The following is a 20,377-nucleotide window of genomic DNA, read 5'->3' as shown; positions in this document are numbered from 1 at the left end:
CCCAACCCGGCACAATCCCCCCTTTCGAATTCTTTCGCGCCCTAAAGGGCGCATCGCATGAGTGTGCTGTCAAGTGTTGCAGGGGCCTGGCCTGTTTTTGTCCAAGGCCTGTTTTTGGGCCTCGGCCTGATCGTGGCCATTGGGGCGCAAAACGCTTTTGTGTTGCGCCAAGGTCTGCGCCGCGAGCATGTGGGCAGCGTGGTGGCCTTTTGTGCGGTGGCCGACGCGCTGCTCATCACGGCAGGCGTGTTCGGCATGGCGCAAGCCCTGGGCGACAGGCCTTTGCTGGCACGTGGTCTGGCTTTGGGTGGAGCGGCGTTTTTGGCCGTGTATGGCTGGCGCGCGCTTCAGCGGGCGCGCCAGGCCAATGCGCTGGATGTGACGAACACGGGCCAGGGCCTGCGCCGTGGGGCGGCGCTCGCGCAAGCGGCGGCTTTTACCTTGCTCAACCCACATGTGTATCTGGACACGGTGCTCTTGGTGGGCAGCATTGGCGCGCAGCAGCCCGCGCCGCTGCAAGGCTGGTTTGCGGCCGGGGCCAGTGCGGCCAGCTTGCTTTGGTTCAGCGCATTGGGCTTTGGGGCGCGTTGGCTGGCCCCTTGGTTTGCACGGCCACGCGCTTGGCAAGTGCTGGACGCGCTGATCGGTGTGACCATGTGGGTGCTGTCGCTCTTGTTGGTGCGCCACGTGGTGAACGGGCTTTGACGCCTTTCAAACTGTCGGAAATAAAAAATTTGACTTTTATTTCATTTGGAAATATAATCACTGCTTGTTCTGCAATACCCGCGTGAACAACACGCAGATGGCTCACAAGGCGTCTGCATTGGCATCGATTGACTTCGAACACCGTCTCCTGTTGAGCTGCAGGCCTCGGCATTTTTCTCACAGCTCTGCGCAAGCCCCTGGATGGTTTGCGACTCGATTGATTTTGATTTCCCCGATTACCACCCGCACGGGCTCCCCGGTCGCTTCGCCCTCGACACACCCTTTTTGCACCGGCCTCGGCCGAACAACAGCCGCCACGGCTTTGCGCCAGGCTCGCCCTGCTCTGCAAGGCTTGGACCTGACGCCCGCCCTGCACCACACGGCTTGTGCTTTCACCCAACATGCTGCGCGCCGCGTTCTCGACACCACGCGCGACTGGCTGCAAAACAGCCCCAGCCCCGAACAAATGCGCTAAGGCCTCACGGCCCTTGGCGCGTTTCCCTGCGGCTTCTGGGCATTTGCCAAGAATCCGCTCTTCCCTGCATGTCGGCTTCGTTTTGAAGCCGCCACGCCACCTCTCTGAAAGGCTCAACCATGAGCAGCAAAATTTACGTGGGCAACTTGCCCTACACCATCGACGACGCCAGCTTGCGTCAAAACTTTTCTGAATTTGGCGGCGTGATGTCGGCCAAAGTCATGATGGACCGCGACACCGGCCGCTCCAAAGGTTTCGCCTTTGTCGAAATGTCCAGCGCCGAAGAAGCCCAAGCCGCCATCACCGGCCTGAACGGCATGTCGGTCAGCGGTCGCTCGATCGTGGTGAACATCTCCAAGCCCAAAGAGCCGAGCACCGGCTACGGCAGCGGTTACCGCGACACACGCAACTGATCTGTTTCAGTCGCCCACAAAAAAGCCGCTTCACAGCGGCTTTTTTGTGGGTGGGGCTTTTTCGAAGTCCCCGTGCCATGGGGCGCTTCACTTGCGTGGGCGCTTGGGGCGGTTGAACCAGTTGGCCAGCATGAACAGGCAGAAAACCACGAACATGATGATGAGGATGTGTTTGATTTCCATGGTGAGTCCTTGGGTTGCGGGGGGTAATCTTGAGGGAAGTGGGAAATAATTATGCAGAGATGGCGGGCGGGCGTACAGCAACGGGCGCAGAACGCAGCAAAGGTCCCATAGCCCACAGGGTCATGCCCAGCAAAAGGATCTCGATGGCGTAGACAGCGGAGTAGCCCATGACGGGGGTGCTGATCAGGGCCACGCCGTCGCGCACCAAGCCGCCTGCGGCCATGCCCACACCCGCAGCCGTGGCCTGCACGGCGCCCCAGGCGCCCATGGCCAAACCGATCTGACCCGGTGGGGCCAGCTGCATGGTGGCCGTGAGGGTGCCATGTGCAAACAAACCACCGCCCAAGCCAATCAAGAATATGCCCAACACAAACAAGGCGGGCATGGACAGAGGGCCGGAGGCAATCACGCAGACGAAGGCGGGCAAACCCACCCAGGCCCCCCAGCCGGACATGCGGTAGGCATCGCCACCGCGCCCCAACACGCGTGAAGCCCAGGCAAAACCCAGCAAGCCGCCCAGCGCCAAGGTGGCCGAGAGCAGCGTGGTGCTGGACACGCTCATGTGCAAAATCTCGCCGCCATAGGGCTCGAGCAACACGTCTTCCATGGTGAAGGCCATGGTGCCCAAACCCACCGCCAACAAGCGGCGCAAAGTGTTGGGCCCTTGGCAAAACAGCTGCCAGGCTTGTGCGAAGGTGTGCTCGATGGGGGTGCCGGGTTTGCGCAGTCGGCTGCGCGGCTCTTGCTTCCAAAGCGCGATCACATTGAGCACCAAGGTGGTCACGGCCACGGCCTGCACCACACGAATCAGCTGCCCAGGGCTGTAGTCGTGCAGCAAATAGCCCAGAACCAAGGCGCTGCCGATCATGCCGATCAACTGCATCACATACATGAGGCCTACCACTTGGGGCTGGCGCTCTGGCGGGGCCAGGTCGGTGGCCAGGGCCAGGCCTGCAGTTTGCACGGTGTGCATGCCCAAGCCCACCAACAAAAACGCGCCAGCAGCGCCGATCTGGCCGACCCAGGCCGGTGCCTGGCTGGCTTGCCCGGCACCGGCCAGCACCAAGAGCGCAAACGGCATGATGGAAAAGCCGCCAAACTGCAGCAAGCTGCCCATCCAGATGTAGGGCACGCGCCGCCAGCCCAGTTGCGAGCGGTGGTTGTCCGAGCGAAAACCAATGAGTGCGCGCAAAGGCGCAATGAGCAATGGCAAGGCCACCATGAAGGACACCAGCGTGGCGGAGACTTTGAGCTCCACGATCATCACGCGGTTGAGGGTGCCCACCAGCATGACCATGGCCATGCCGACAGAAATTTGAAAGAGCGACAAGCGCAGCAAACGCGACAGCGGCAAATCATCGCTGGCGGCGTCGGCAAAAGGGAGAAACCGAGGGCCCCAACTGGCCAAAGCCATGCCCCAGTTACTGCGATTTTTGGTGGTATTCATAAGTCAAGAGAAAGACCAGGCGCTTGCGCGCCTGGCCGTTCGGGCTTGCACCCTTTACTTCTTCACCGCAGCATCCGCAGCAGGCGCCGCAGCGACCACTTTGGCACCACCGTTGAGGAAGTCTTTCACCCAGGTGGTGTTGGTTGTCAGGGCCAAATGCACGCTGAACGACGAGATCGCCACAGCCGCAATGAACACCGGAATACCCACCGAAGGTTTCACCACACACCACATTTTCGAGTAGATCATGATGAATCTCCTTTACTTGAGCCAGGGTGAATAGATGTAGGCCAGCAGATGGGCAAATGCGGCAATCATGCCGAAGATCTGCGTACCCTGGATGAGATTGCGGTGAATCTCTTCCGATTCGGCCTCGGTCAGTCCCGTTGGCCAGACTTTGTCTGAGTTAGACATAGTTTTCTCCTTGCAGAAGACGTGCACGGCCCGCACGAGGGCTATTCATGGCCACCACGGCCAGGAATGGGGTTGACTTGAAATTTTGTTCAAGTTTGTTCATCTCAAGCCCGCCTGGGCATGCGCCAAGGCAGCATGGCTTGAACCACCGGTGACACCAAGCGCGGCACCGACAGGGTTTCGTGAAAGGCGAGCAAAGGCTCACCCGCGTGATCAAATTGCAGCAAGGCACGCTGGTAAAACGGCGTGTCTTCGAGTTGTTCATGTACACGCACGCCTTGCGTGCTGCGCATGCGGCGGTCGATTCGCCAGCCCGTCTTGGACAGGCGCTGCGCAGGGGGCGTGGCAATGGGCTCGACCGTGCCTTGCGGCGTGAAGCGCAGCGACAAGACGCGGTCTTCGGTGCCGGGCGCTTGCATGTCGTAAAACACCACGGTGCTGCCATCGCGTGTGCGGGCGCGGGACCAATCCCAGGTGTGAAAACCCTGGTCCACCGGTTCGTCACCTTCGTTGGAATCCAAGTACGCGTGGCCTTGCCATTTCAGATCGGGGGCGTTCAGATCCACTTCGATGCGCGAGCTGGGCGCCAGCGGCCCCCAGCGGTGCTGGGCATTCGCATCAAGTGGTGTGGAGTAGCCAAACAATTGCTGAGGCCAGAGCTTGATGCGGCCGCGTACGCGCCGCGGGATGGGCACACACACCTCGTCGATGTCGATGAGAAGGCAGTCGCCGTCCCAGCTCAGTTGGCTCGGACCGATGGTGAACTGGCGGGCGCTGCGGGCGCAATGGCGCTGACCGCGCTCGGTCATGGCCCAGCGGCTCTGGCCTTTGCTGTAGATGGCCACGTTCAGGGCGCAGTGGTTGTCGGCATGGGCTTGGCCTCGCCCACGCGCCCAGGCGTAATAAGGTGAGAAGACACTGCCCACAAACGCAATGAGGGTGATGCCGTGTTGGCCGTCGTCACTCATGGCGTCGACATACCACCAAAGGTAGCCCCCGTCTGGAACCTGCTGGTCGAAGCGAGGCTCGCCATCAGCGCCTCGGCCGCCCGCTGCCCGGACAAGGCCGCCATCGGCACGCCCGGCCCCGGGTGCACGCTGCCCCCCGCCAGATACAGGCCCTGCAGGGGTGTGGTGGAGCCAGGTCGGCTGAAGATGCTGGTCCACCCGTGCGTCGCCTGCCCGTACAGAGCCCCCCCGCTGGCCGGAAAGCGCCGATGAAAATCCTGAGGCGTCGTTCGCAGACTGTTGCTCGTTGTGGGTTGCAGGTGCAGGCCCAGTTGGCGCAGGTGCTGAAAGGTGTGCGTTTGACATTGTTCTAAAGCCTCCTCGGTGATTGCGCTGCCATCACCGCAGGCGGGGGCGTTGACCAAACAAAAAATGCGCTCGGCCAGGCCGGATGCCAGCTGCGCAGGTCGGTCTTGTGCACAGACATAGACCGTGGGCTGCGCGGGCAAGCGCTGGCGCTCAAAGATGTCTTCGAACTCGCTGGCGTAAGTGCTCTGAAAAAACACGTTGTGCCGGTCCAGCGCCACGCCGTCGGCGGGGGTGTGCATGGACCACGTTAAGGCCGACAGGGAGCGCGGCGGCGCGTCTGTTGGCACAGCGCGGCGCACCTCGTCACCCAACAAGCCTTGGCGCAAAGCGGCGGCGTCGCCATTGAAGATGACGCGCTCAGCTGGTAAAAATTCGCCCGACTCCAAGTGCACACCGCACACGCGGCCTTGGCGCTGCTCGATGCGCTGGCAGGTGCTGTGGTAGCGAAACACCGCGCCTTTGCGACGGGCCACACGGGCCAGTGCTTGGGCCATGCCGACCATGCCGCCTTCAACCGACCAGACCCCGTCCATCTCAACTTGGGCGATCAACATGAGCGTTGCGGGAGACTGCCAAGGCGATGAGCCGCAGTAGGTGGCGTAGCGTGCGAACAATTGGCGCAAACGCGGGTCTGAAAACTGGTGGCCGAGCTGCTGCCAGAGGCTGCGCATGGGGCCGAGTTGGGCCAACACGCCCAAGCCTTTGAAGCCCAGATCGCCCATGAAGCCGCCCATGCTGGGGCGCTGGGCGCGGATCATCGGGCCTTCGAGCGTGGCGTAAAGCTGGCGGGTGGTCTTGCAGAAATCACGAAAGCGCCGGGCTTCGTCGCCACCCGACCAGGCCGCAATGGCGGCTTCGCTCTCGCGTGCATCGGCCGACAAATCGAGTTGGCTGCCATCGGGCCAGAAGTGGCGGGCGAGCACATTCAGCGGCGCGATGCGCATTTCGGCCTCGACGCTGGTGCCCACGCTGCGCAGCAAGTCGTCAAACACCCAGCGCATGGTGAACACGGTGGGGCCGCTGTCGATGTGCGCGCCGTTCACCTCGCGGCTGTGCACCTTGCCGCCGGGCGCACCCGAGGTTTCGACCACGGTGACATCAAGCCCTTGGTGCGCGAGCGCGATGGCGCTGCACAAGCCGCCCATGCCTGCGCCCACGATGACCACGCGGTGCTCAGACATGGCTGACCTCCAGGCTGGGCACACCGGCCAGGCGGCTGCCGGCCAGCGCTGCATCGGTGGATGCGGTGCTCTGAACGGCCGTGGCAGGTGCTTCGAAGCTGCGGCCTTGCCAGGCCCCAGCCATCTGCAGCACCTGCATGCGCACGAAAAGCGATTCGGAAAAAAACTGGTGCTTGTACGCAGCCGCACTGGCCACCTGGTGGGCGCCTTGGCGGGCGTATTGCAACATGGCTTCTGTGTCCTGCCAGAGGCTGAAGGTGCATTGACGCACCAAGGGCGCTTCGCCCAGGCCCATGGCCAGCAGGCAACCGGGGGCTTGGCTCAAGTCGGCTTGCGCGGCTGGGGCATAGCGCCAAAACGCCATGGCCTTGGTGGGCACGATGCTGGCGCGGGTGAGCACGGCAAACGGACCGCTGTGCGGCCGGCCTGCCAAGCCCAGACCAGGTTCGGCCTGATCGCCAGACAGGCCCAGGGCTTGCGCACTGCTCGCTTGCCAAGCTTGTTTGTCCCAATGGCCCCGGGCCGATTGCACGGACAACACGCCTGTCCAGCACTCGCGGGCGCGGCTGCGGTAGGCCTGCACAGCCGGGCTGTCCAAAAAGTTCAAAGCCAAATCGAGGTGGCTGAAAGTGCAGATCAGGCCCTGGTGCGTGGCACTGGGGCGCAAGCTGAAACCGCCACCATGGCCACTGCCCATGACCTTGACCATGGTCAGGCCGGGCACGTCTTTGTAGGGCGTGGCCCCGGCCACCAGACGCAACCAGCCCCAGCCCTGGTGCTGGCGCAAAAAATCGGCCAGCAACACCACCACCACACCGGACAGCGGGTCATGAAGTGAAGGAAGTGCGTCCATGACGGGGGGCCGGTGAGGGGGCGAAGGCTGTGCGCGACTACTTGGAGGCTGTAGCGGGTGCTGATGGGGCTGCCGCCACCTTGGCCGCAGCCAAAGCAGGTTTGAGCAACTCGGGGAAGTCCTTGGCCATCTGTGCGCCGTTGAGTGGTTTGTAAGCACCTTGGTGGCAAGTCGCACAGTTCATCTTGGCCACGTCACCCAGAGGGCCCTTGCGGTGCGCCGGGAAGACTTCGGTCAAAGGCTCCATGAAGGTCAGGTTCAGGTCCCGCGCCATGCGAATGCCATGCCAAGCGGTCACGCGCTGTGGTGGGCTGTTTTCCCAGTTCTGGAAGGACTGCGTGTTGTGGCAATAGGTGCAGTTCACGCCCAGCGAAGTCGACATGTGCGTCATCAGGCCATAGGTCCACTCGGCTTGCTTGATCGACTGGCGGTTGCCCGATGGCAAGGCCGTGGGGCCGTTCACACGGATGTTTTGCTTGTCCAGCAAAAACGGCGTGAAGGGGTCGTTGGGCAGCGATGACAAATTGACCACGGCCGAAGGCTCGTTTTGTCCAGCCTTGTCGCCCATGAAGTTCGAGCCATAAGGCTGCGGGTTGGACTTGAACCAGATGGCGCTGGGCACCGGCTCGCCACGGTGGCAGGTGTAGCAGGTCACCCCGGTCTGGGCCACGTGGGGCTGCCAGTCGGCGTTGATGTGCTGCGTCATCTCGACCATGCGCCGAGCCACCACTTTGGTGTATTTGCTGTCGTCTTCGAAGTTGGGCAAAGCGTGGCAATAAGCGCAGCCTTCGTTGGGCGCGACCCAGCTGGTCATGGAGACCATCAGGCGGTTGAAATCGCCCACGCTCAGGTCACCCAGAACCTTGACGTTCTTGTAGACCTGCGAGGCCTTGGGGCCATCAGACCCCGCAGAAGGAATGGCCACAGGCGGCTGGTTCTTTTCGGTTTTGACTTCGAGCAGGCGGGCGTTGTAGACCTGCACCATGCCGGTGCCCCGGTAGCCGCTTTGCACCGATTCGGGAATCGGGCGTTCGCAACCGGCCAGCACCAGGCCAGCCATCGCCAGGCCCAAGCCTTTGGCCATTCGGCCTATCCAACGGGATGGGTGTGTGGTGTTCGGGTTCATGGCTTGCCTCCAGTGCTCAGCGCGGGGTCAGCCATCGCTGGAAAAATTTCGGGGTACGGTGGTGCCACGCCATGCTTGATGGCCCACAGGTACCAGTTGTCGACCACGGTGCCGGTCAGCAAGATACCGATGCCGCCGGTGATGGGGCACAGCACGGCGAACCACCAGGCCCAGCGGTGAATCGATTCCATGGTGGCGTTGAAACCCATGGTCCAGCGCCAGAACAAGGCGGCGCGCTCAGAGGCCGTACCGCGGTCGGTGATCTGCTCGATCTCGCGCTCACCACCGTAACGGGTCACGGCCAAAATGGTGGCACCGTGCATGGCAAACAACAAGGCTGAGCCGTACAAGAACACGATGGACAGCGCATGGAACGGGTTGTAGAACAGGTTGCCATAGCGCAGCGAGAAGGCCGCCGTCCAGTCCAGGTGGGAGAAGATGCCGTAAGGCACAGCCTCACCCCATGAACCCATCAAGATGGGGCGGAACAAACCCAGCACCAAGAACAACCAAATGGCTGCGGCAAACGCCCATGCAATGTGCAGGCCCATGCCCAGCTCCACCGCGCGGCGGTAAGTGCGCGCCCACCAGAACATGATGGAAGCCGTGAGGAACAAGCCCACAATCAGGAACCAACCGCCCTGGTTGAGCGGGGGCATGCTCAAGCCATAACTTGGGGGTGGCGGCTCCAGCGAGAGCCAGAACAACTGGCGCACGAATTGAATCGGGTCATAGTTGACCGAGGCCAGCATGTTCATGCCGATCAAGGTGAAGGCGATCAAGCCACACACCAATGAGGCCAGACCCAGCCCCCCCAGGTAGATCGGGCCCAGCTGGGCATTGCCCAGCTTGCCGATCCAGTAATTGATCACAGGTTGTCCGGTGCGCGGACTGTTGCCGTGACCCAGTTCCACCCCGTGGTGCACTGGACCCACGGCTTGCACCGTGGTGAACAGGTTTTGATAATCGGCCATTTGCGGTACTCCTCAATTCTTCAGGTTCGGACGCGTTTTGTCATCCGACTCAAACAGGCCACTGAGACCAGATCGGCAGGTTCAACCACCAGCTCCACCACTCGGGCCAGCCACGGCTCCAGAAGGGGCCACTGAGCACGATGCACAGGGCGCTGAACAAAACAGCCGCCAGTGCCAAGAACAGACCGACTCGGTGGATGCCCAATGTGCCCACCGAATAACCGATGAAGTCACGGAAGAAGGTGTCTTCGTGCTCGGGTGTCTTGACCACGGTGCCCGGTGTGGGGTTGGTGGAAGAAAGAACCAGGCCACCGTGCAGCGACAAGGCAAATACGCTGGCAAAGAAGAAACTCACGGCGATCATGTGTGCCGGGTTGTAGTGAAAGTGCAGGTACTGGTAGCCCACGTTGGAGACCCAGTCCAGGTGGCTGTAGATGCCATACGGAAAGCCGTGGCCCCAAGCGCCCATCAGCACTGGACGCACCACCACCAAAGTCACGTAGGCAGAGATGGCCACGCCGAAGGCCACTGGGACATGAAAGCCCATGCCTAACTTGCGGCAGATTTCGACCTCGCGCATCATCCACGAGCCGAAGGCGCCAATGGCACACACCGTGATGAGCTGCCACAGGCCGCCTTCCATCAGGGGCGCAAAGCGCAGGCCGTACGACAGATCAGGCGGTGCAATGCTGATCTGCCAAATGTTCCAGGTCGGGCCTTGTGAGGCGCCCCACAAGATGAGGGCCGTGCCCAGGAACGAAAAGAACAAGGTTGTCACGCCGAAGAAGCCGACGTAAAACGGTCCGACCCAGAAGTCGAACAAGTCACCACCCAGCAGGGTACCACCGCGAACACGGTACTTTTTTTCAAAACTCAGCATGGCCATGGTAGGGTCCTCCTGCTTCAGTGGATCAACAGATGCCGCATTGACGCGAGGTCAATTGCGGCAACTGAACGACAAGTCCTGGATCAGGACTTGGGCAAGGCGAGCGAAGCCACCGAAGTCGGCAGCGGCGAGTTTTGCGCCGATGCAGCGACTGGCTTTTTCGCGCCGTCGAGCCAGTTGAATTTGTTGGTGCTGAGCAAGATGAGGTGAATCATCGCGGCCAGGCCAAACAAGAAAATGCCCTGCAATACCATGGCACGCAAAGGGTCGTAAAGTCGCCAAATTCTCCACATGGTGAATCTCCTAAATGATGTGGGACATGAAGGTGTACACAGCAGCCTTCACACCCTGACTCATGCTCTTGGCATCTTCTGCACCAGGCAGCAGATCCCGCCAGTGAACGCCGACCAGTTTGGCCAGTACGACGACCACAAACAGGCATCCAAATCCGATGAGGAAAATGGACCAGTAAGCGGGAGACTCATCCGCACGCGAATGGGCCTCATTGAGGTGGGTTGTGTTGGACATGACAGTGACTCCGTCAATCTATGGATGAAAAAAGAGGCTCTGAATCAGAACCAGGGACGCCACGCCCAGACCAGGATGTGTGCCAGCACAGCAACTGCTGTGAAGCCCACGGTGCCCTGCATCCAGTAGTGGTGGAACTCCTGGGCTTCCTCATCGGTGAGTCCGGAAATTGATGTCTTGGTGGACATGTTTTGCTCCTGTTAACGAGGCCTTGCGACCCGGGTTGCGCACAGCCCGCGCAGATGGGCATCCGCAGCCAAAGGCCACGACATCGGATAAGCGGCACCGCACGAGGCGGCACCTGCTGTTGTGTTGTTGGGGGCGTGGCTCATGCCGCAATCCCCAGTCCCAGTTCGCGGCTGGCCGCGTTCACATGGGCTTCGGTCACCTCGCTGTGGCCTTGGGCCTGCGAGAGTTGTTCGGCCTGATCGCGCAGTCGCTTGGCCGCTGAGATCTGCACCAGCACCGGCTGGCTTTGCACCACATCGCGCAGGCGCTGCTGGGCCTGGTCTTGCCAGCTGGCGTTGGGGGCGACCACGCCACGTGCTTGGGTCGCTTCAACTTTGTCCATCTCGGTGCCCAGCGGCAGGATGTGGAACAGCGCATCGAACAGCGCGTTGCACACTTCCTGGATCAGGTAGCTCGCACCGCTGTAGCCCATGAAGGGCGTGCCGGTGTGGCGCCGGATGATGGCGCCGGGAAAGGAGGCAGGAATGAAGGCCGCGCGCATGGGGCTTCCGCCAGAGATCTCGCTCAGGTACATGCGCTCGTTGTAGCTGCCGAACATGATCAAGGGCGTTTGCGTTTTGACCAGCTCGCGCACTGCGGCGTTGTCGGTTTTGTTGCCGGCAGTGCGTGACACGCTGAAGCGGCAGGGCAAGCCCATCTCGTTTTCGAGGAAGTTTTTCAGGCCGCGTGAATAGGTCTCGCCCGCCACCACAGCAAAGCTGGCGGTGGCAAAAAAGTCTTGTGTGACCGAGCGCCACAGGTCCCACATGGGCTTCAAAGTGGTGTGCTTTTCGCGCTCGATGAAAGGCTCTGGGTCCAGATGCAGCAACTCGCCTAATTTGCGCAAGAAGTTGGTGGTGCTGTGCAGGCCAATCGGCGCTTGCAAATAGGGGCGCTCCAACGCCTCGCACAGCATGCGGCCAAACTCGCGGTACATGCAAATGTTCACATCGGCTTCGACCAGGCGCGACACATCGGCCAAGTGACTGGTCAGCGGAAAGACCATGTTGACGTCGGCGCCGATGCCTTGCACCAGGCGGCGGATTTCGGCCAGATCGCTGGGGCTGTTGAAGGTGCCGTAGCAAGGGCCGATGATGTTGACGCGGGGCTTTTCGCCCACAGGACGTTCTTCAAAAGGTTTGCGTGCAGGCACTTTGCGCAGACCGTATTCGCTCCACAGCCAATACATGGCGCGGTTGGCGCACTGCCACTGGTCTTCGTCGATGGTGCGGGGCAAAAAGCGCGCAATGTTGGTGCCTTCAGGTGTGACACCGCCACCAATCATCTCGGCGATTGAGCCCGTCACCACCACGGCGGGCAGTTCGGGGTCGAGCGTGGCATGCGCCCGTTTCATGGCGCCTTCCGTGCCTTCGCGGCCGAGCTGCTCTTCGGCCAGACCCGTCACCACAATCGGCAACTCGTGCGGGGGCAGCGCATCGGTGTAGTGCAGCACCGAAGTCACCGGCAAGTTTTCGCAGCCCACCGGGCCATCGATCACCACCTGCAGGCCTTTGATGGCGGTGAACACATACACCGCGCCCCAGTAACCGCCTGCGCGGTCGTGGTCGAGGATGAGCGGCGATTTGGGTTTGGCCACGGTGCTGGGGGGTGGAGTCACTTGGTTCATGAACCCATCTCCTCGGCTTTGCGCTTTTTCAAGAGCTTTTCAATTTGGCGGCGGGTTTCGGCCTTGAACTCGGGCCGGTCTTTGGGCACCGACTCCCAGACGCCTGCGGCGTGACCTGCGCCCACATCGCCAAAGAAGTCTTTCATGGCGTCAAAGCGGGCCTGGTTGCCCATGGCCGCTTGCACCACTTGCACCAGCGATCCGGCACCGGCCACCCCCATCAGGGGACGGGCTGAAATCAAGTTGGTGAAGTACAAGGACGGCACGCTGTTTTGCTTGGCGATCTGCACCACCGGGGTGGTGCCAATGGCCAGCTGCGGCCGGTATTCGTACATGGCGTTGAGGTCTTGCTCCAGCGAGGCACGCATTTGCACCTGCACGCCCTTGGCTTGCAGCCAAGCGATGTCTTGTGCGTTCCACTCGGTGGCGGGGCAAGCCGAACCCACGTAGCGCAGATCAGCCCCGCACTCGACGAGCAGACGGCCCACCAGCAACTCAGAGCCTTCGTAGCCACTGAGCGTGATGCGGCCGGAGATGGGCTTTTGCATCAAGAGCCCACGCATTTGGGCCAACGACTGATTGCGCGCCACATCGATTTGCGCCTGCGCGATGCCTGCAGCCTGACCGATGTTTTGCAACCAGTCTTGTGTGCCTTCGAGGCCCACAGGAGCCGAGCCCACCACAGGGCGACCCGCCGCTTTGAATTCACGCACGCTGGCGGTGTAAAACGGGTGGATGGCGGCGGCCACCGAACAATCGAGCGCGGCATACAACTCGCGCCACTCGCGGGTGGGCACCACCGGGCCTGCGGCCAGACCCATGGGGGCGAGCATTTGGCCGATGATGACCGGGTCGGCCGGGAACATCTCACCCAGCAAAGCCACCGTGGGCTTGTCACCACGACCGGCGCGGGGCGCGGCCACCGGACCGCTCATGATTTCTTCGCGGGCGTATTTCAGCATCGCCCCGGCCAACACGTCTTTGGCTTCGGCATGCGTGGGCACACCAAAACCGGGCACATCGATGCCGATGATGCGCACGCCATTGATCTCTTTGGGCAGCAACTGCAGCGGCACGCCGCTGGCGGTGGGCACACACAGGTTGATGATGATGACGGTGTCGACCTGACTCGGATCGGCCTCGGCGTGCACCGCTTCGCGGATGTCTTCAAACAGCTTGCCCGTGACCAGCGACTCGGAGTTGAAGGGCACATAGCCCACGCTGCGGCGTGCGCCGTAAAAATGCGATGTGAACGTCAGGCCGTACACGCAACAGGCTGATCCCGACAAGATGGTGGCGGTGCGCTTCATGCGCAATCCCACACGCAGCGAGCCAAAGGCCGGGCACATGCTTTGCGGCTGGTCGTGCGGACCGGCATCGGGTTGGCGTGGGTAGTCGCGGGCGTACTGGTCGAGCACCTCGGACTTGCCCGCCTCTTTGGCGGCGGCCACCATGGCCTCGGTGCCGGCGTGACAACCCATGCCGTCGACTTGCAGCCCTGCGGGGTTGGGGGCGTCGGTGCTAGGATGAATCGGGATGGTGCGTGTCATGGCCTGTTCCTGTTGGTGTGTCTGCAGCGGCGTTCAGGCCGCGTCGTAGACGACTTCCAAAGAGGGCTTGATGTCTTCGTGCTTGCCGACCATGTCAAACACGGTGGCAGGCTCGAGCACCACGTTGCGACCCACCACGTCGGCGCTGAACAGACCGAGCAACTGGTCTTGGGTCTGTGGCTTCGGACGCATGGGCGGGGCTTCGGCCACATTCTTGGCCAACTCGGCAAACAGCGGGCCCCACTCGCCATCGGGGCGGCCAATGATTTCGTAGCTGGCGCTCTTGCGGCGGATGTCTTCGTTGGCCGGAATGGCGGCCAGCACCGGAATACCGGCGTTGGTGGCAAAGGCCTGGGCTTCGCCCGTGCCGTCGTCTTTGTTGATGACCATGCCGGCCACGCCCACGTTGCCGCCGAGCTTGCGGAAATACTCCACCGCCGAGCACACGTTGTTGGCCACATACAGCGACTGCAAGTCGTTGCTGGCCACGACAATGACCTTTTGGCACATGTCGCGGGCAATCGGCAGGCCAAAGCCGCCGCACACCACGTCGCCCAAGAAGTCGAGCAGCACGTAGTCAAAACCCCAGTCGTGGAAACCGAGTTTTTCGAGGGTTTCAAAGCCGTGGATGATGCCCCGGCCGCCGCAGCCGCGACCGACCTCGGGGCCACCGAGCTCCATGGCAAACACGCCGTCGCGCTTGAAGCACACGTCACCAATGCTCACGGCCTGGCCGGAGAGCTTCAGGCGCGAGGAGGTCTCGATGATGGTAGGGCAGGCTTTGCCGCCAAACAGCAAACTGGTGGTGTCGCTCTTGGGGTCGCAGCCGATCAGCAGCACTTTTTTGCCCTGCTGCGCCATCATGTAAGACAGGTTGGCCAGCGTGAAGCTTTTGCCAATGCCGCCTTTGCCATAAATGGCGATGATTTGTGTCTCTTTGGTCACCTCGGAGGTGCTCACGGCGTCGGGCTCGACGTCGGCCTCGCGGCGCAGCACTTCAACGAATTTGATGGGCTGGGTGGTGGTGGTATCTGTGTTCATGCGGTGGCACTCCAATCAAGGATCATCTTGAGACAGCTCGCATCTCCGAAGGCGGTCTCGTAGGCAGAACCAGCTTGCGTCGATGGCTGGGTGTGGGTGATCAATCCGTCGAGCGACAAGCGGCCGGTGTGCACCAGCTCGTTGACGGCCAACAGGTCCGGACGCTTCCACTCGGCGGCAATGCGCATGCGCGCTTCGCGCATGAAGGCCGGGGCGTAGGCAAATGAGAGGTCTTGTTTGTAAAAACCGGCCAGCACCAGCTCGCCACCGGGGCGCAGGCGCTGAATCAGGCCGTTGAGCAGGCTGCCGTCGCCGCTCACGTCGTAAATGGTGCGGTAATCGCGGCGCGGGTCGTCTTGCGGCTGCACCACGGTGTAACCCTCAGCCCCAGTGGACCGCTCAGCCTGGGTTTCCCACACGGTGGGTGCTGGCAGGCCCGCTGCCACCGTCAAGCGCGCCAGTAGGCGGCCCATGACGCCATGGCCCACGATGAGTTCAGGGGCTTCAAACGGGTCTTGCTGCCCACCGCCTGAGACCGCGTGGTAAGCCGTGGCGGCCAGCGCCAGCAACACCGATTGCGCGCCCAAGTGTTCGGCCACGGGCACGACCTTTTGCTCGGTCACCACCAAGCGCGACGCTGCACCACCAAAGAGGCTTTTGACCCCAGTGAAGCAATTGGCCCCCGGCACAAACACGCGCTGACCGGCTTGCATGCCGGTGTCGGAGGCGGCACGGACCACACGGCCCACGGTCTCGTAACCAGGCACCAGCGGGTAGCCCATGCCCGGGAAAGGCGGCATGCTGCCGTCCCAGAGCATGCGCTCGGTGCCGGTGCTGATGCCGCTGAACTCCACGGCCACATCCAGCTGACCGGCTTGCAGTTCAGGCAAGTCCAGGGCCTGCAAAGACAGGTGCCTGGGGCTGTTGAAGACGACGGCTTGGGATTTCATGATTGTATTTTTTGCTTTACATCAACACATGTCAAAGTTAATTGACACTTTTCCCGGAAACCAAGGGTAAACACTGAGATTTACGCCCCACAAGGATGCGTGCGTGGATGGGCATGGCGTTGGGCACCAGCTCCACATGGGTGAATCCAGCCTCTTGCATCATGGTTTGCAGCTCTTGTGGGGTGCGCAGCCGCCCTGCCCCCATGGCCAAGAGGTAAAAATGAAAATAAGCATCGACCGAAGCCTCCGGCTGCCCGGCTTCTTCGTCGGGTTGGGCCATGGGTTCGGCCAGCAACATGACACCCCCCACGGGCAAGGCGGCATGGGCTTTTTGCAAAATCTGCCGCACCACCGCATCAGGGTGGTCGTGCGCCACGCGCACCAGGGTGATCAGGTCCGCCCCTTCGGGCAAGGGGTCGTCCAAAAAACTGCCAGGATGCAGGCTCACGCGCTGCGTCAAACCCTTGGCCTGCAGGCCTTCGCGGGCCAGCGCCAACACAGGAGGCAGATCGAACATCTTGAACTGCAGGTGCGGCGCATGCGCGGCCAACTCGCTCACAAAGCGACCCTTGCCTGCGCCGACGTCGAGCACGCAGCGGTGTTCGTCAAAAAAGTAGGATGACAAGATCTCCTGGACCACAAAGCCTTGCGAGGCGGCCATGAGCTGCGAGTAGCGGGTGAACTTATCCACCTGCTCTGCGGGCATGACCACAGGGGGTTTTTCGTGGGCGTAGGGCCAGTACTCGGCCATGCCACCGCTCCAGGCGTTGTTCAAGAACTGCACCGGGTCTTGCATGTCTTGGTAGAGCAAATGGTTGTGCTCGATCATTTGGGCGATGCCCTCGTGCTGCGCCAGCGGCACGCCCAACGGCCCCAAGCCAAAACGGCCTTGGCTGCGGCGCTCCAAAAGGCCCAGCGCCACGGCCGAGAGCAGCAATCGCTGCAAAACGGCCGGAGCCAGTCCCGTGCGGCGGGCCAGATCGGTCAAGCTGGCAGGGGCTTGGTGCAAGGCACGAAACAGGTCCAGACGCACACAACCGAGCAACACTTGGCTGTGCACAAAACCGGCCATCAAATCAAACAACTGGCGGGTGCGGCGGCGGGTGAGCCAGCGTGTGAGTGGATTGCCCAAAGACCAGCGGTACAGGCCAGGGTGCGCATACCAGCGCTCGAGGCGGGCCTGCCAAGCGTCCTTGAAAGTGGGGGCTGTGTGGGCCTGCAAGGCGGCCAGATCCAGTGGTTGTGACATGCGGCTTCCTTCGCGTCTGGCAGCTGGGGAACTCAATGCGCCGCACCGATGCGGGCAGGAGCAACGGCCGGGTGGGTCTTGAAATAGCCTTCGCACAGAGCCTTGGGCACCAGGCGCTCGGCTTCGAGCTGGACCAGTTGGCGCAACATGTCGCGGCACGAGCAAGCCGGAATCGACGAGGCGGCCTGCTCGATCAGGTGGTCAAAGTGGGCAATGGCCCCATCCAGACCCAGCGCTTGGGCCGAGCTGGGTCGGGCGTGCAAAGCGTCCTGACCAGCAGGTTTGCCCAATGTGGCGGCGTCGGCAATCACGTCGCGGATATCGTCGGCCACTTGGTAGGCCTCGCCCAAATAAGCCCCCAATGGGGCCCATGGCTCGGGCTCGTAGCCGCAGCTGAGCGCACCCGCACAAGTGGCAGAGACGAACAAAGCGCCCGTTTTGGCGCGTTGGTACTGACCCAGGTCAGCGCTGGTCTCGCACTCCCAAGCTTGCCCGGCCACGATGCCGTTGGGCAGGCCCACGCCGGTGGTCATGTTGTCCATCAATGCGATCAGGCGCTCGGGCCGTTGCGCGCCCGCTTGCAGCAAGACGCGGTAGGCCATGACGATCAGGCCGTCACCGGCCAGCAGCGCCAGCGGTTCGCTGAAGGCCTTGTGCACCGTGGGGCGGCCGCGCCGGGTGTCAGCGTTGTCAAAGGCGGGCATATCGTCGTGCACCAAAGAGGCGCAATGCATCAACTCCAGCGCCACGGCGGCGGCGTTGGTCAACTGGGGCGCATCGTCACCACAGGCGGTGGCCACGGCCATGCACAACTGTGGGCGGATGCGGGCGCCACCCGAAAACACCGCATGCCGCATGGCGGCCACCAATCGGGAGGGCGAGCCCACACCGGCGGCTTGCTCAAAATGGGAGCTCAAAGCGTGTTCGGCACGTGACAACAGACTCATGGGACCTCCGAAACGGAAGATCTGTCAACACAGGCTGACAGGCATGAGTGTCAATATAACCTGATAATTGATACTGTCAATCTTTATTGACACAACACACACGGAAGGTCAAGCCATGGGAATTTGGTTGGAACTGGGCATTTTTGGACTGGTCTTCGTGTTTGCCTTTTGGCAAATGCACGATGTGCGCAAGGCCCAAGAGCAAACACGCCAGCAGCGGGCGCGGGAAAAAGCAGCGCAAGAAGCGCGTGATGCGCAGGATCAGGAAGCGGCTGCCAAGCAAGCGACAGACGAAACCGACAAAAAATCGTGAGCCACGCGCCTGTGCCAGAAGGTTTCGGGGCGTGTGCCACGCCCATCGCCCACGGGGTGGGCTCCTACATTCACTTGCTAAAGCGAACCCTTGTGCGTGGTGCGTTTCGGGACGTGCCGGGCCTATCGGCTACGGGGTGGGCTCCTACACAGGGCTGAACTGCAGCGCCGCCAGGCTGGCGTAGAGGCCGCCTTTGGCTTGGAGTTCGGCGTGGGTGCCTTGCTCCATCAGGCGGCCGCGCTCCAGTACCCAGATCACATCGGCCCGTTGCACCGTGGCCAGGCGGTGGGCAATCACCAGTGTGGTGCGGCCCACCATGGCTTTGTCAAGGGCGGCCTGCACCATTTTTTCGCTTTGGGCATCGAGCGCGCTGGTGGCTTCGTCGAGCAGCAAAAGCGGCGGGTTTTTCAAAATAGCCCGTGCGATCGCGATGCGTTGGCGCTGCCCACCTGACAGGCGCACGCCCCGGTCGCCCAAATAGGTGTCAAAGCCTTCGGGCAGTGCGCGGATGAACTCTTGCGCATAAGCGGCCTCAGCGGCGGCATGCACGTCTTCCAGGCTGGCATCGGGGCGGCCATAGCGGATGTTCTCGATCACCGTGCCCGAGAAAATCACGGGCTCCTGCGGCACGATGGCCATGCGCTCGCGCAGGGCGTGCAGGTCCATTTGATCGATCGGCACACCGTCCAAGACGATGCGGCCCAACTGCGGGTCGTGAAAGCGCATCAGCAAATCGAACAAGGTGGTTTTGCCCGCACCGCTCGGGCCCACCACGGCCACGGTCTGTCCGGGGTGGATCTGGCCAGTGAGTTGGTCCAGCGCCCAGGTGTCAGGGCGAGACGGGTAATGAAAGCGCACCGACTCCAGCTGCAAGGAGGAGCCGCCTTGCGGCCAGGGCGCTTGTTGCGGCTGGGCGGCGATCTTCAGATTCGACTCGGTGTGCAGCAGCTCCATCAGGCGCTCAGTGGCGCCGGCTGCACGCAGCAAGTCGCCATACACCTCGCCCAGCACTGCAAATGCGCTGGCCAGCAAGATGACATAAAACACCGTCTCGCCCAACTGGCCGGCTGTGCTGGTGCCCGCGCGCACGGCCAGCGTGCCCATGTAAAGGCCCCAAAGCAGCACAGCGCTAGAAGCCATGATGATGAAGCCCACCAGCACGGCGCGGGCGCGGATGCGGCCCAAGGCGGAGCTCAGTGCGCGCAAGGTGGAATCCACAAAGCGGCGCGTTTCTCGGCCCTCGGCGGTGTAGCTTTGCACCACACTGATGGCGTTGAGCACCTCGGAGGCGATGGCGCTGGAATCGGCCACGCGGTCCTGGTTGGTACGCGAGAGTCGGCGCACGCGGCGGCCCAAATAAACACTCGGGAAAATCACCGCCACCAGCACCGCCACCACCTGCAGCATCAGCACCGGATTGGTCCACACCAACATGATCAGCGCCCCAGCGCCCATGACCAGGTTGCGCAAGCCCATCGAAAACGACGAGCCCACCACGGTCTGCACCAGCGTGGTGTCGTTGGTGAGGCGCGAGAGCACCTCACCCGACTGCGTGGTCTCAAAAAAGGCCGGGCTTTGTTTGAGCACATGGCCGTACACCGCGTTGCGCAGATCGGCGGTGATGCGCTCGCCCAGCCAACTCACGGTGTAGTAACGCCCTGCAGAAAACACCGCCAATGCCGCAGCCACCCCAAACAGCTGCAAGAAATTGCCCGACAACTGCTCAGCTGGAGCGCCACTGGCCAGGCCTTGGTCAATCAACTGGCGCAAGACCCAGGGAAAGGCCAGCGTGGTGCCTGCAGCCAGCAAGAGGAAAAGGGCCGCCACAGCCAAAGCCACGCGGTAAGGCTTGAAAAAAGGGGCGAGGCCCGAGAGCGATTTGGGAGTTGCAGCCATGAACGATCAAAAAACCAGGAAAAAACGGGGTAGCTTGTCAGCCCGCCAAGCATAACGGCAAACCAGCGGCTGTCC

Annotated in this window: 23 protein-coding genes; 4 read left to right on the top strand and 19 right to left on the bottom strand. The window is 62.1% G+C overall.

The features are described from left to right. Window positions 1–57 precede the first annotated feature (57 nt). The 3 genes from B9Z50_RS14170 to B9Z50_RS14160 all read left to right on the top strand — a co-directional run bounded on the left by B9Z50_RS14170 (window position 58) and on the right by B9Z50_RS14160 (window position 1,593). Window positions 58–705: a LysE/ArgO family amino acid transporter gene (locus B9Z50_RS14170; RefSeq protein WP_199221749.1), complete on the top strand. Its 648-nt coding sequence runs from the start codon at window positions 58–60 to the stop codon at window positions 703–705. 223 nt (window positions 706–928) lie between these two features. Next, a complete protein-coding gene (locus B9Z50_RS14165) occupies window positions 929–1,180 on the top strand; it encodes a hypothetical protein (RefSeq protein ID WP_146183222.1) in 252 nt (83 codons plus the stop codon). A gap of 119 nt (window positions 1,181–1,299) precedes the next feature. Then, window positions 1,300–1,593, top strand: a complete 294-nt coding sequence (locus B9Z50_RS14160; RefSeq protein ID WP_062403242.1) for an RNA-binding protein — start codon at window positions 1,300–1,302, stop codon at window positions 1,591–1,593. Window positions 1,594–1,825: 232 nt separating this feature from the next. On the opposite strand, the gene B9Z50_RS14155 is transcribed toward B9Z50_RS14160, so the two are convergent. From B9Z50_RS14155 to B9Z50_RS14070, 18 genes are all read right to left on the bottom strand, one after another. After that, entirely contained in the window at window positions 1,826–3,223 is a 1,398-nt protein-coding gene (locus tag B9Z50_RS14155; protein WP_108365392.1) for a PucC family protein, read from the bottom strand. 54 nt (window positions 3,224–3,277) lie between these two features. Beyond that, the gene (locus B9Z50_RS14150) at window positions 3,278–3,472 is read right to left on the bottom strand and encodes a light-harvesting protein (RefSeq protein WP_108365391.1); all 195 of its coding nucleotides are present in this window, start codon (window positions 3,470–3,472) and stop codon (window positions 3,278–3,280) included. A gap of 12 nt (window positions 3,473–3,484) precedes the next feature. Next, window positions 3,485–3,637 carry a light-harvesting antenna LH1, beta subunit gene (gene pufB / locus B9Z50_RS14145; RefSeq protein ID WP_019429105.1) on the bottom strand — a complete coding sequence of 51 codons (153 nt, stop codon included), beginning with the start codon at window positions 3,635–3,637 and terminating at the stop codon, window positions 3,485–3,487. A 104-nt stretch (window positions 3,638–3,741) separates the two neighbouring features. After that, complete coding sequence (locus B9Z50_RS14140; protein ID WP_108365390.1) at window positions 3,742–4,605, bottom strand: carotenoid 1,2-hydratase; 864 nt, start codon at window positions 4,603–4,605, stop codon at window positions 3,742–3,744. After that, window positions 4,602–6,134, bottom strand: coding sequence for a 1-hydroxycarotenoid 3,4-desaturase CrtD (gene crtD, locus B9Z50_RS14135; RefSeq protein WP_108365389.1), 1,533 nt, complete (start codon window positions 6,132–6,134; stop codon window positions 4,602–4,604). The genes B9Z50_RS14140 and crtD overlap by 4 nt, the downstream gene beginning before the upstream one ends. Further along, window positions 6,127–6,987 carry a hypothetical protein gene (locus tag B9Z50_RS14130; RefSeq protein WP_233249884.1) on the bottom strand — a complete coding sequence of 287 codons (861 nt, stop codon included), beginning with the start codon at window positions 6,985–6,987 and terminating at the stop codon, window positions 6,127–6,129. The genes crtD and B9Z50_RS14130 overlap by 8 nt, the downstream gene beginning before the upstream one ends. Before the next feature lie 37 nt (window positions 6,988–7,024). Next, window positions 7,025–8,113 (bottom strand): photosynthetic reaction center cytochrome PufC, encoded by a 1,089-nt coding sequence (gene pufC, locus B9Z50_RS14125; protein ID WP_233249883.1) that lies wholly within the window; start codon window positions 8,111–8,113, stop codon window positions 7,025–7,027. Further along, entirely contained in the window at window positions 8,110–9,087 is a 978-nt protein-coding gene (gene pufM / locus B9Z50_RS14120; protein WP_108365387.1) for a photosynthetic reaction center subunit M, read from the bottom strand. The genes pufC and pufM overlap by 4 nt, the downstream gene beginning before the upstream one ends. 49 nt (window positions 9,088–9,136) lie before the next feature. Next, on the bottom strand, window positions 9,137–9,973 hold the full coding sequence (pufL, locus tag B9Z50_RS14115) for a photosynthetic reaction center subunit L (RefSeq protein WP_108365386.1): 837 nt from the start codon (window positions 9,971–9,973) through the stop codon (window positions 9,137–9,139). Window positions 9,974–10,056: 83 nt separating this feature from the next. Beyond that, window positions 10,057–10,266, bottom strand: coding sequence for a light-harvesting antenna LH1, alpha subunit (gene pufA / locus B9Z50_RS14110; RefSeq protein WP_108365385.1), 210 nt, complete (start codon window positions 10,264–10,266; stop codon window positions 10,057–10,059). Window positions 10,267–10,276: 10 nt separating this feature from the next. Further along, the gene (locus tag B9Z50_RS14105) at window positions 10,277–10,501 is read right to left on the bottom strand and encodes a hypothetical protein (RefSeq protein WP_090045565.1); all 225 of its coding nucleotides are present in this window, start codon (window positions 10,499–10,501) and stop codon (window positions 10,277–10,279) included. 44 nt (window positions 10,502–10,545) lie between these two features. Next, on the bottom strand, window positions 10,546–10,689 hold the full coding sequence (gene pufB / locus B9Z50_RS14100; RefSeq protein ID WP_019425952.1) for a light-harvesting antenna LH1, beta subunit: 144 nt from the start codon (window positions 10,687–10,689) through the stop codon (window positions 10,546–10,548). Window positions 10,690–10,829: 140 nt separating this feature from the next. After that, window positions 10,830–12,356, bottom strand: a complete 1,527-nt coding sequence (bchZ, locus tag B9Z50_RS14095) for a chlorophyllide a reductase subunit Z (protein WP_108365384.1) — start codon at window positions 12,354–12,356, stop codon at window positions 10,830–10,832. After that, window positions 12,353–13,906 carry a chlorophyllide a reductase subunit Y gene (gene bchY, locus B9Z50_RS14090; protein ID WP_108365383.1) on the bottom strand — a complete coding sequence of 518 codons (1,554 nt, stop codon included), beginning with the start codon at window positions 13,904–13,906 and terminating at the stop codon, window positions 12,353–12,355. The genes bchZ and bchY overlap by 4 nt, the downstream gene beginning before the upstream one ends. Window positions 13,907–13,939: 33 nt before the next feature. Next, window positions 13,940–14,947, bottom strand: a complete 1,008-nt coding sequence (locus B9Z50_RS14085; RefSeq protein ID WP_108365382.1) for a chlorophyllide a reductase iron protein subunit X — start codon at window positions 14,945–14,947, stop codon at window positions 13,940–13,942. After that, window positions 14,944–15,897, bottom strand: a complete 954-nt coding sequence (gene bchC, locus B9Z50_RS14080; RefSeq protein WP_108365381.1) for a chlorophyll synthesis pathway protein BchC — start codon at window positions 15,895–15,897, stop codon at window positions 14,944–14,946. The genes B9Z50_RS14085 and bchC overlap by 4 nt, the downstream gene beginning before the upstream one ends. Window positions 15,898–15,934: 37 nt before the next feature. Beyond that, window positions 15,935–17,146, bottom strand: a complete 1,212-nt coding sequence (locus B9Z50_RS14075; RefSeq protein WP_108365380.1) for a methyltransferase — start codon at window positions 17,144–17,146, stop codon at window positions 15,935–15,937. 32 nt (window positions 17,147–17,178) lie between these two features. Beyond that, window positions 17,179–18,093: a polyprenyl synthetase family protein gene (locus B9Z50_RS14070; protein WP_108365379.1), complete on the bottom strand. Its 915-nt coding sequence runs from the start codon at window positions 18,091–18,093 to the stop codon at window positions 17,179–17,181. A gap of 115 nt (window positions 18,094–18,208) precedes the next feature. On the opposite strand from B9Z50_RS14070, the gene B9Z50_RS14065 reads away from it, so the two are divergent. Then, window positions 18,209–18,406 carry a hypothetical protein gene (locus tag B9Z50_RS14065; protein ID WP_108365378.1) on the top strand — a complete coding sequence of 66 codons (198 nt, stop codon included), beginning with the start codon at window positions 18,209–18,211 and terminating at the stop codon, window positions 18,404–18,406. A 144-nt stretch (window positions 18,407–18,550) separates the two neighbouring features. On the opposite strand, the gene B9Z50_RS14060 is transcribed toward B9Z50_RS14065, so the two are convergent. Further along, a complete protein-coding gene (locus B9Z50_RS14060) occupies window positions 18,551–20,302 on the bottom strand; it encodes an ABC transporter transmembrane domain-containing protein (protein WP_108365377.1) in 1,752 nt (583 codons plus the stop codon). Window positions 20,303–20,377: the final 75 nt, after the last annotated feature.

This window comes from Limnohabitans sp. Bal53 (assembly GCF_003063355.1).
Classification (GTDB): Bacteria; Pseudomonadota; Gammaproteobacteria; order Burkholderiales; family Burkholderiaceae_C; genus Limnohabitans_A.
This window is presented reverse-complemented; position numbering and strand designations above follow the sequence as displayed.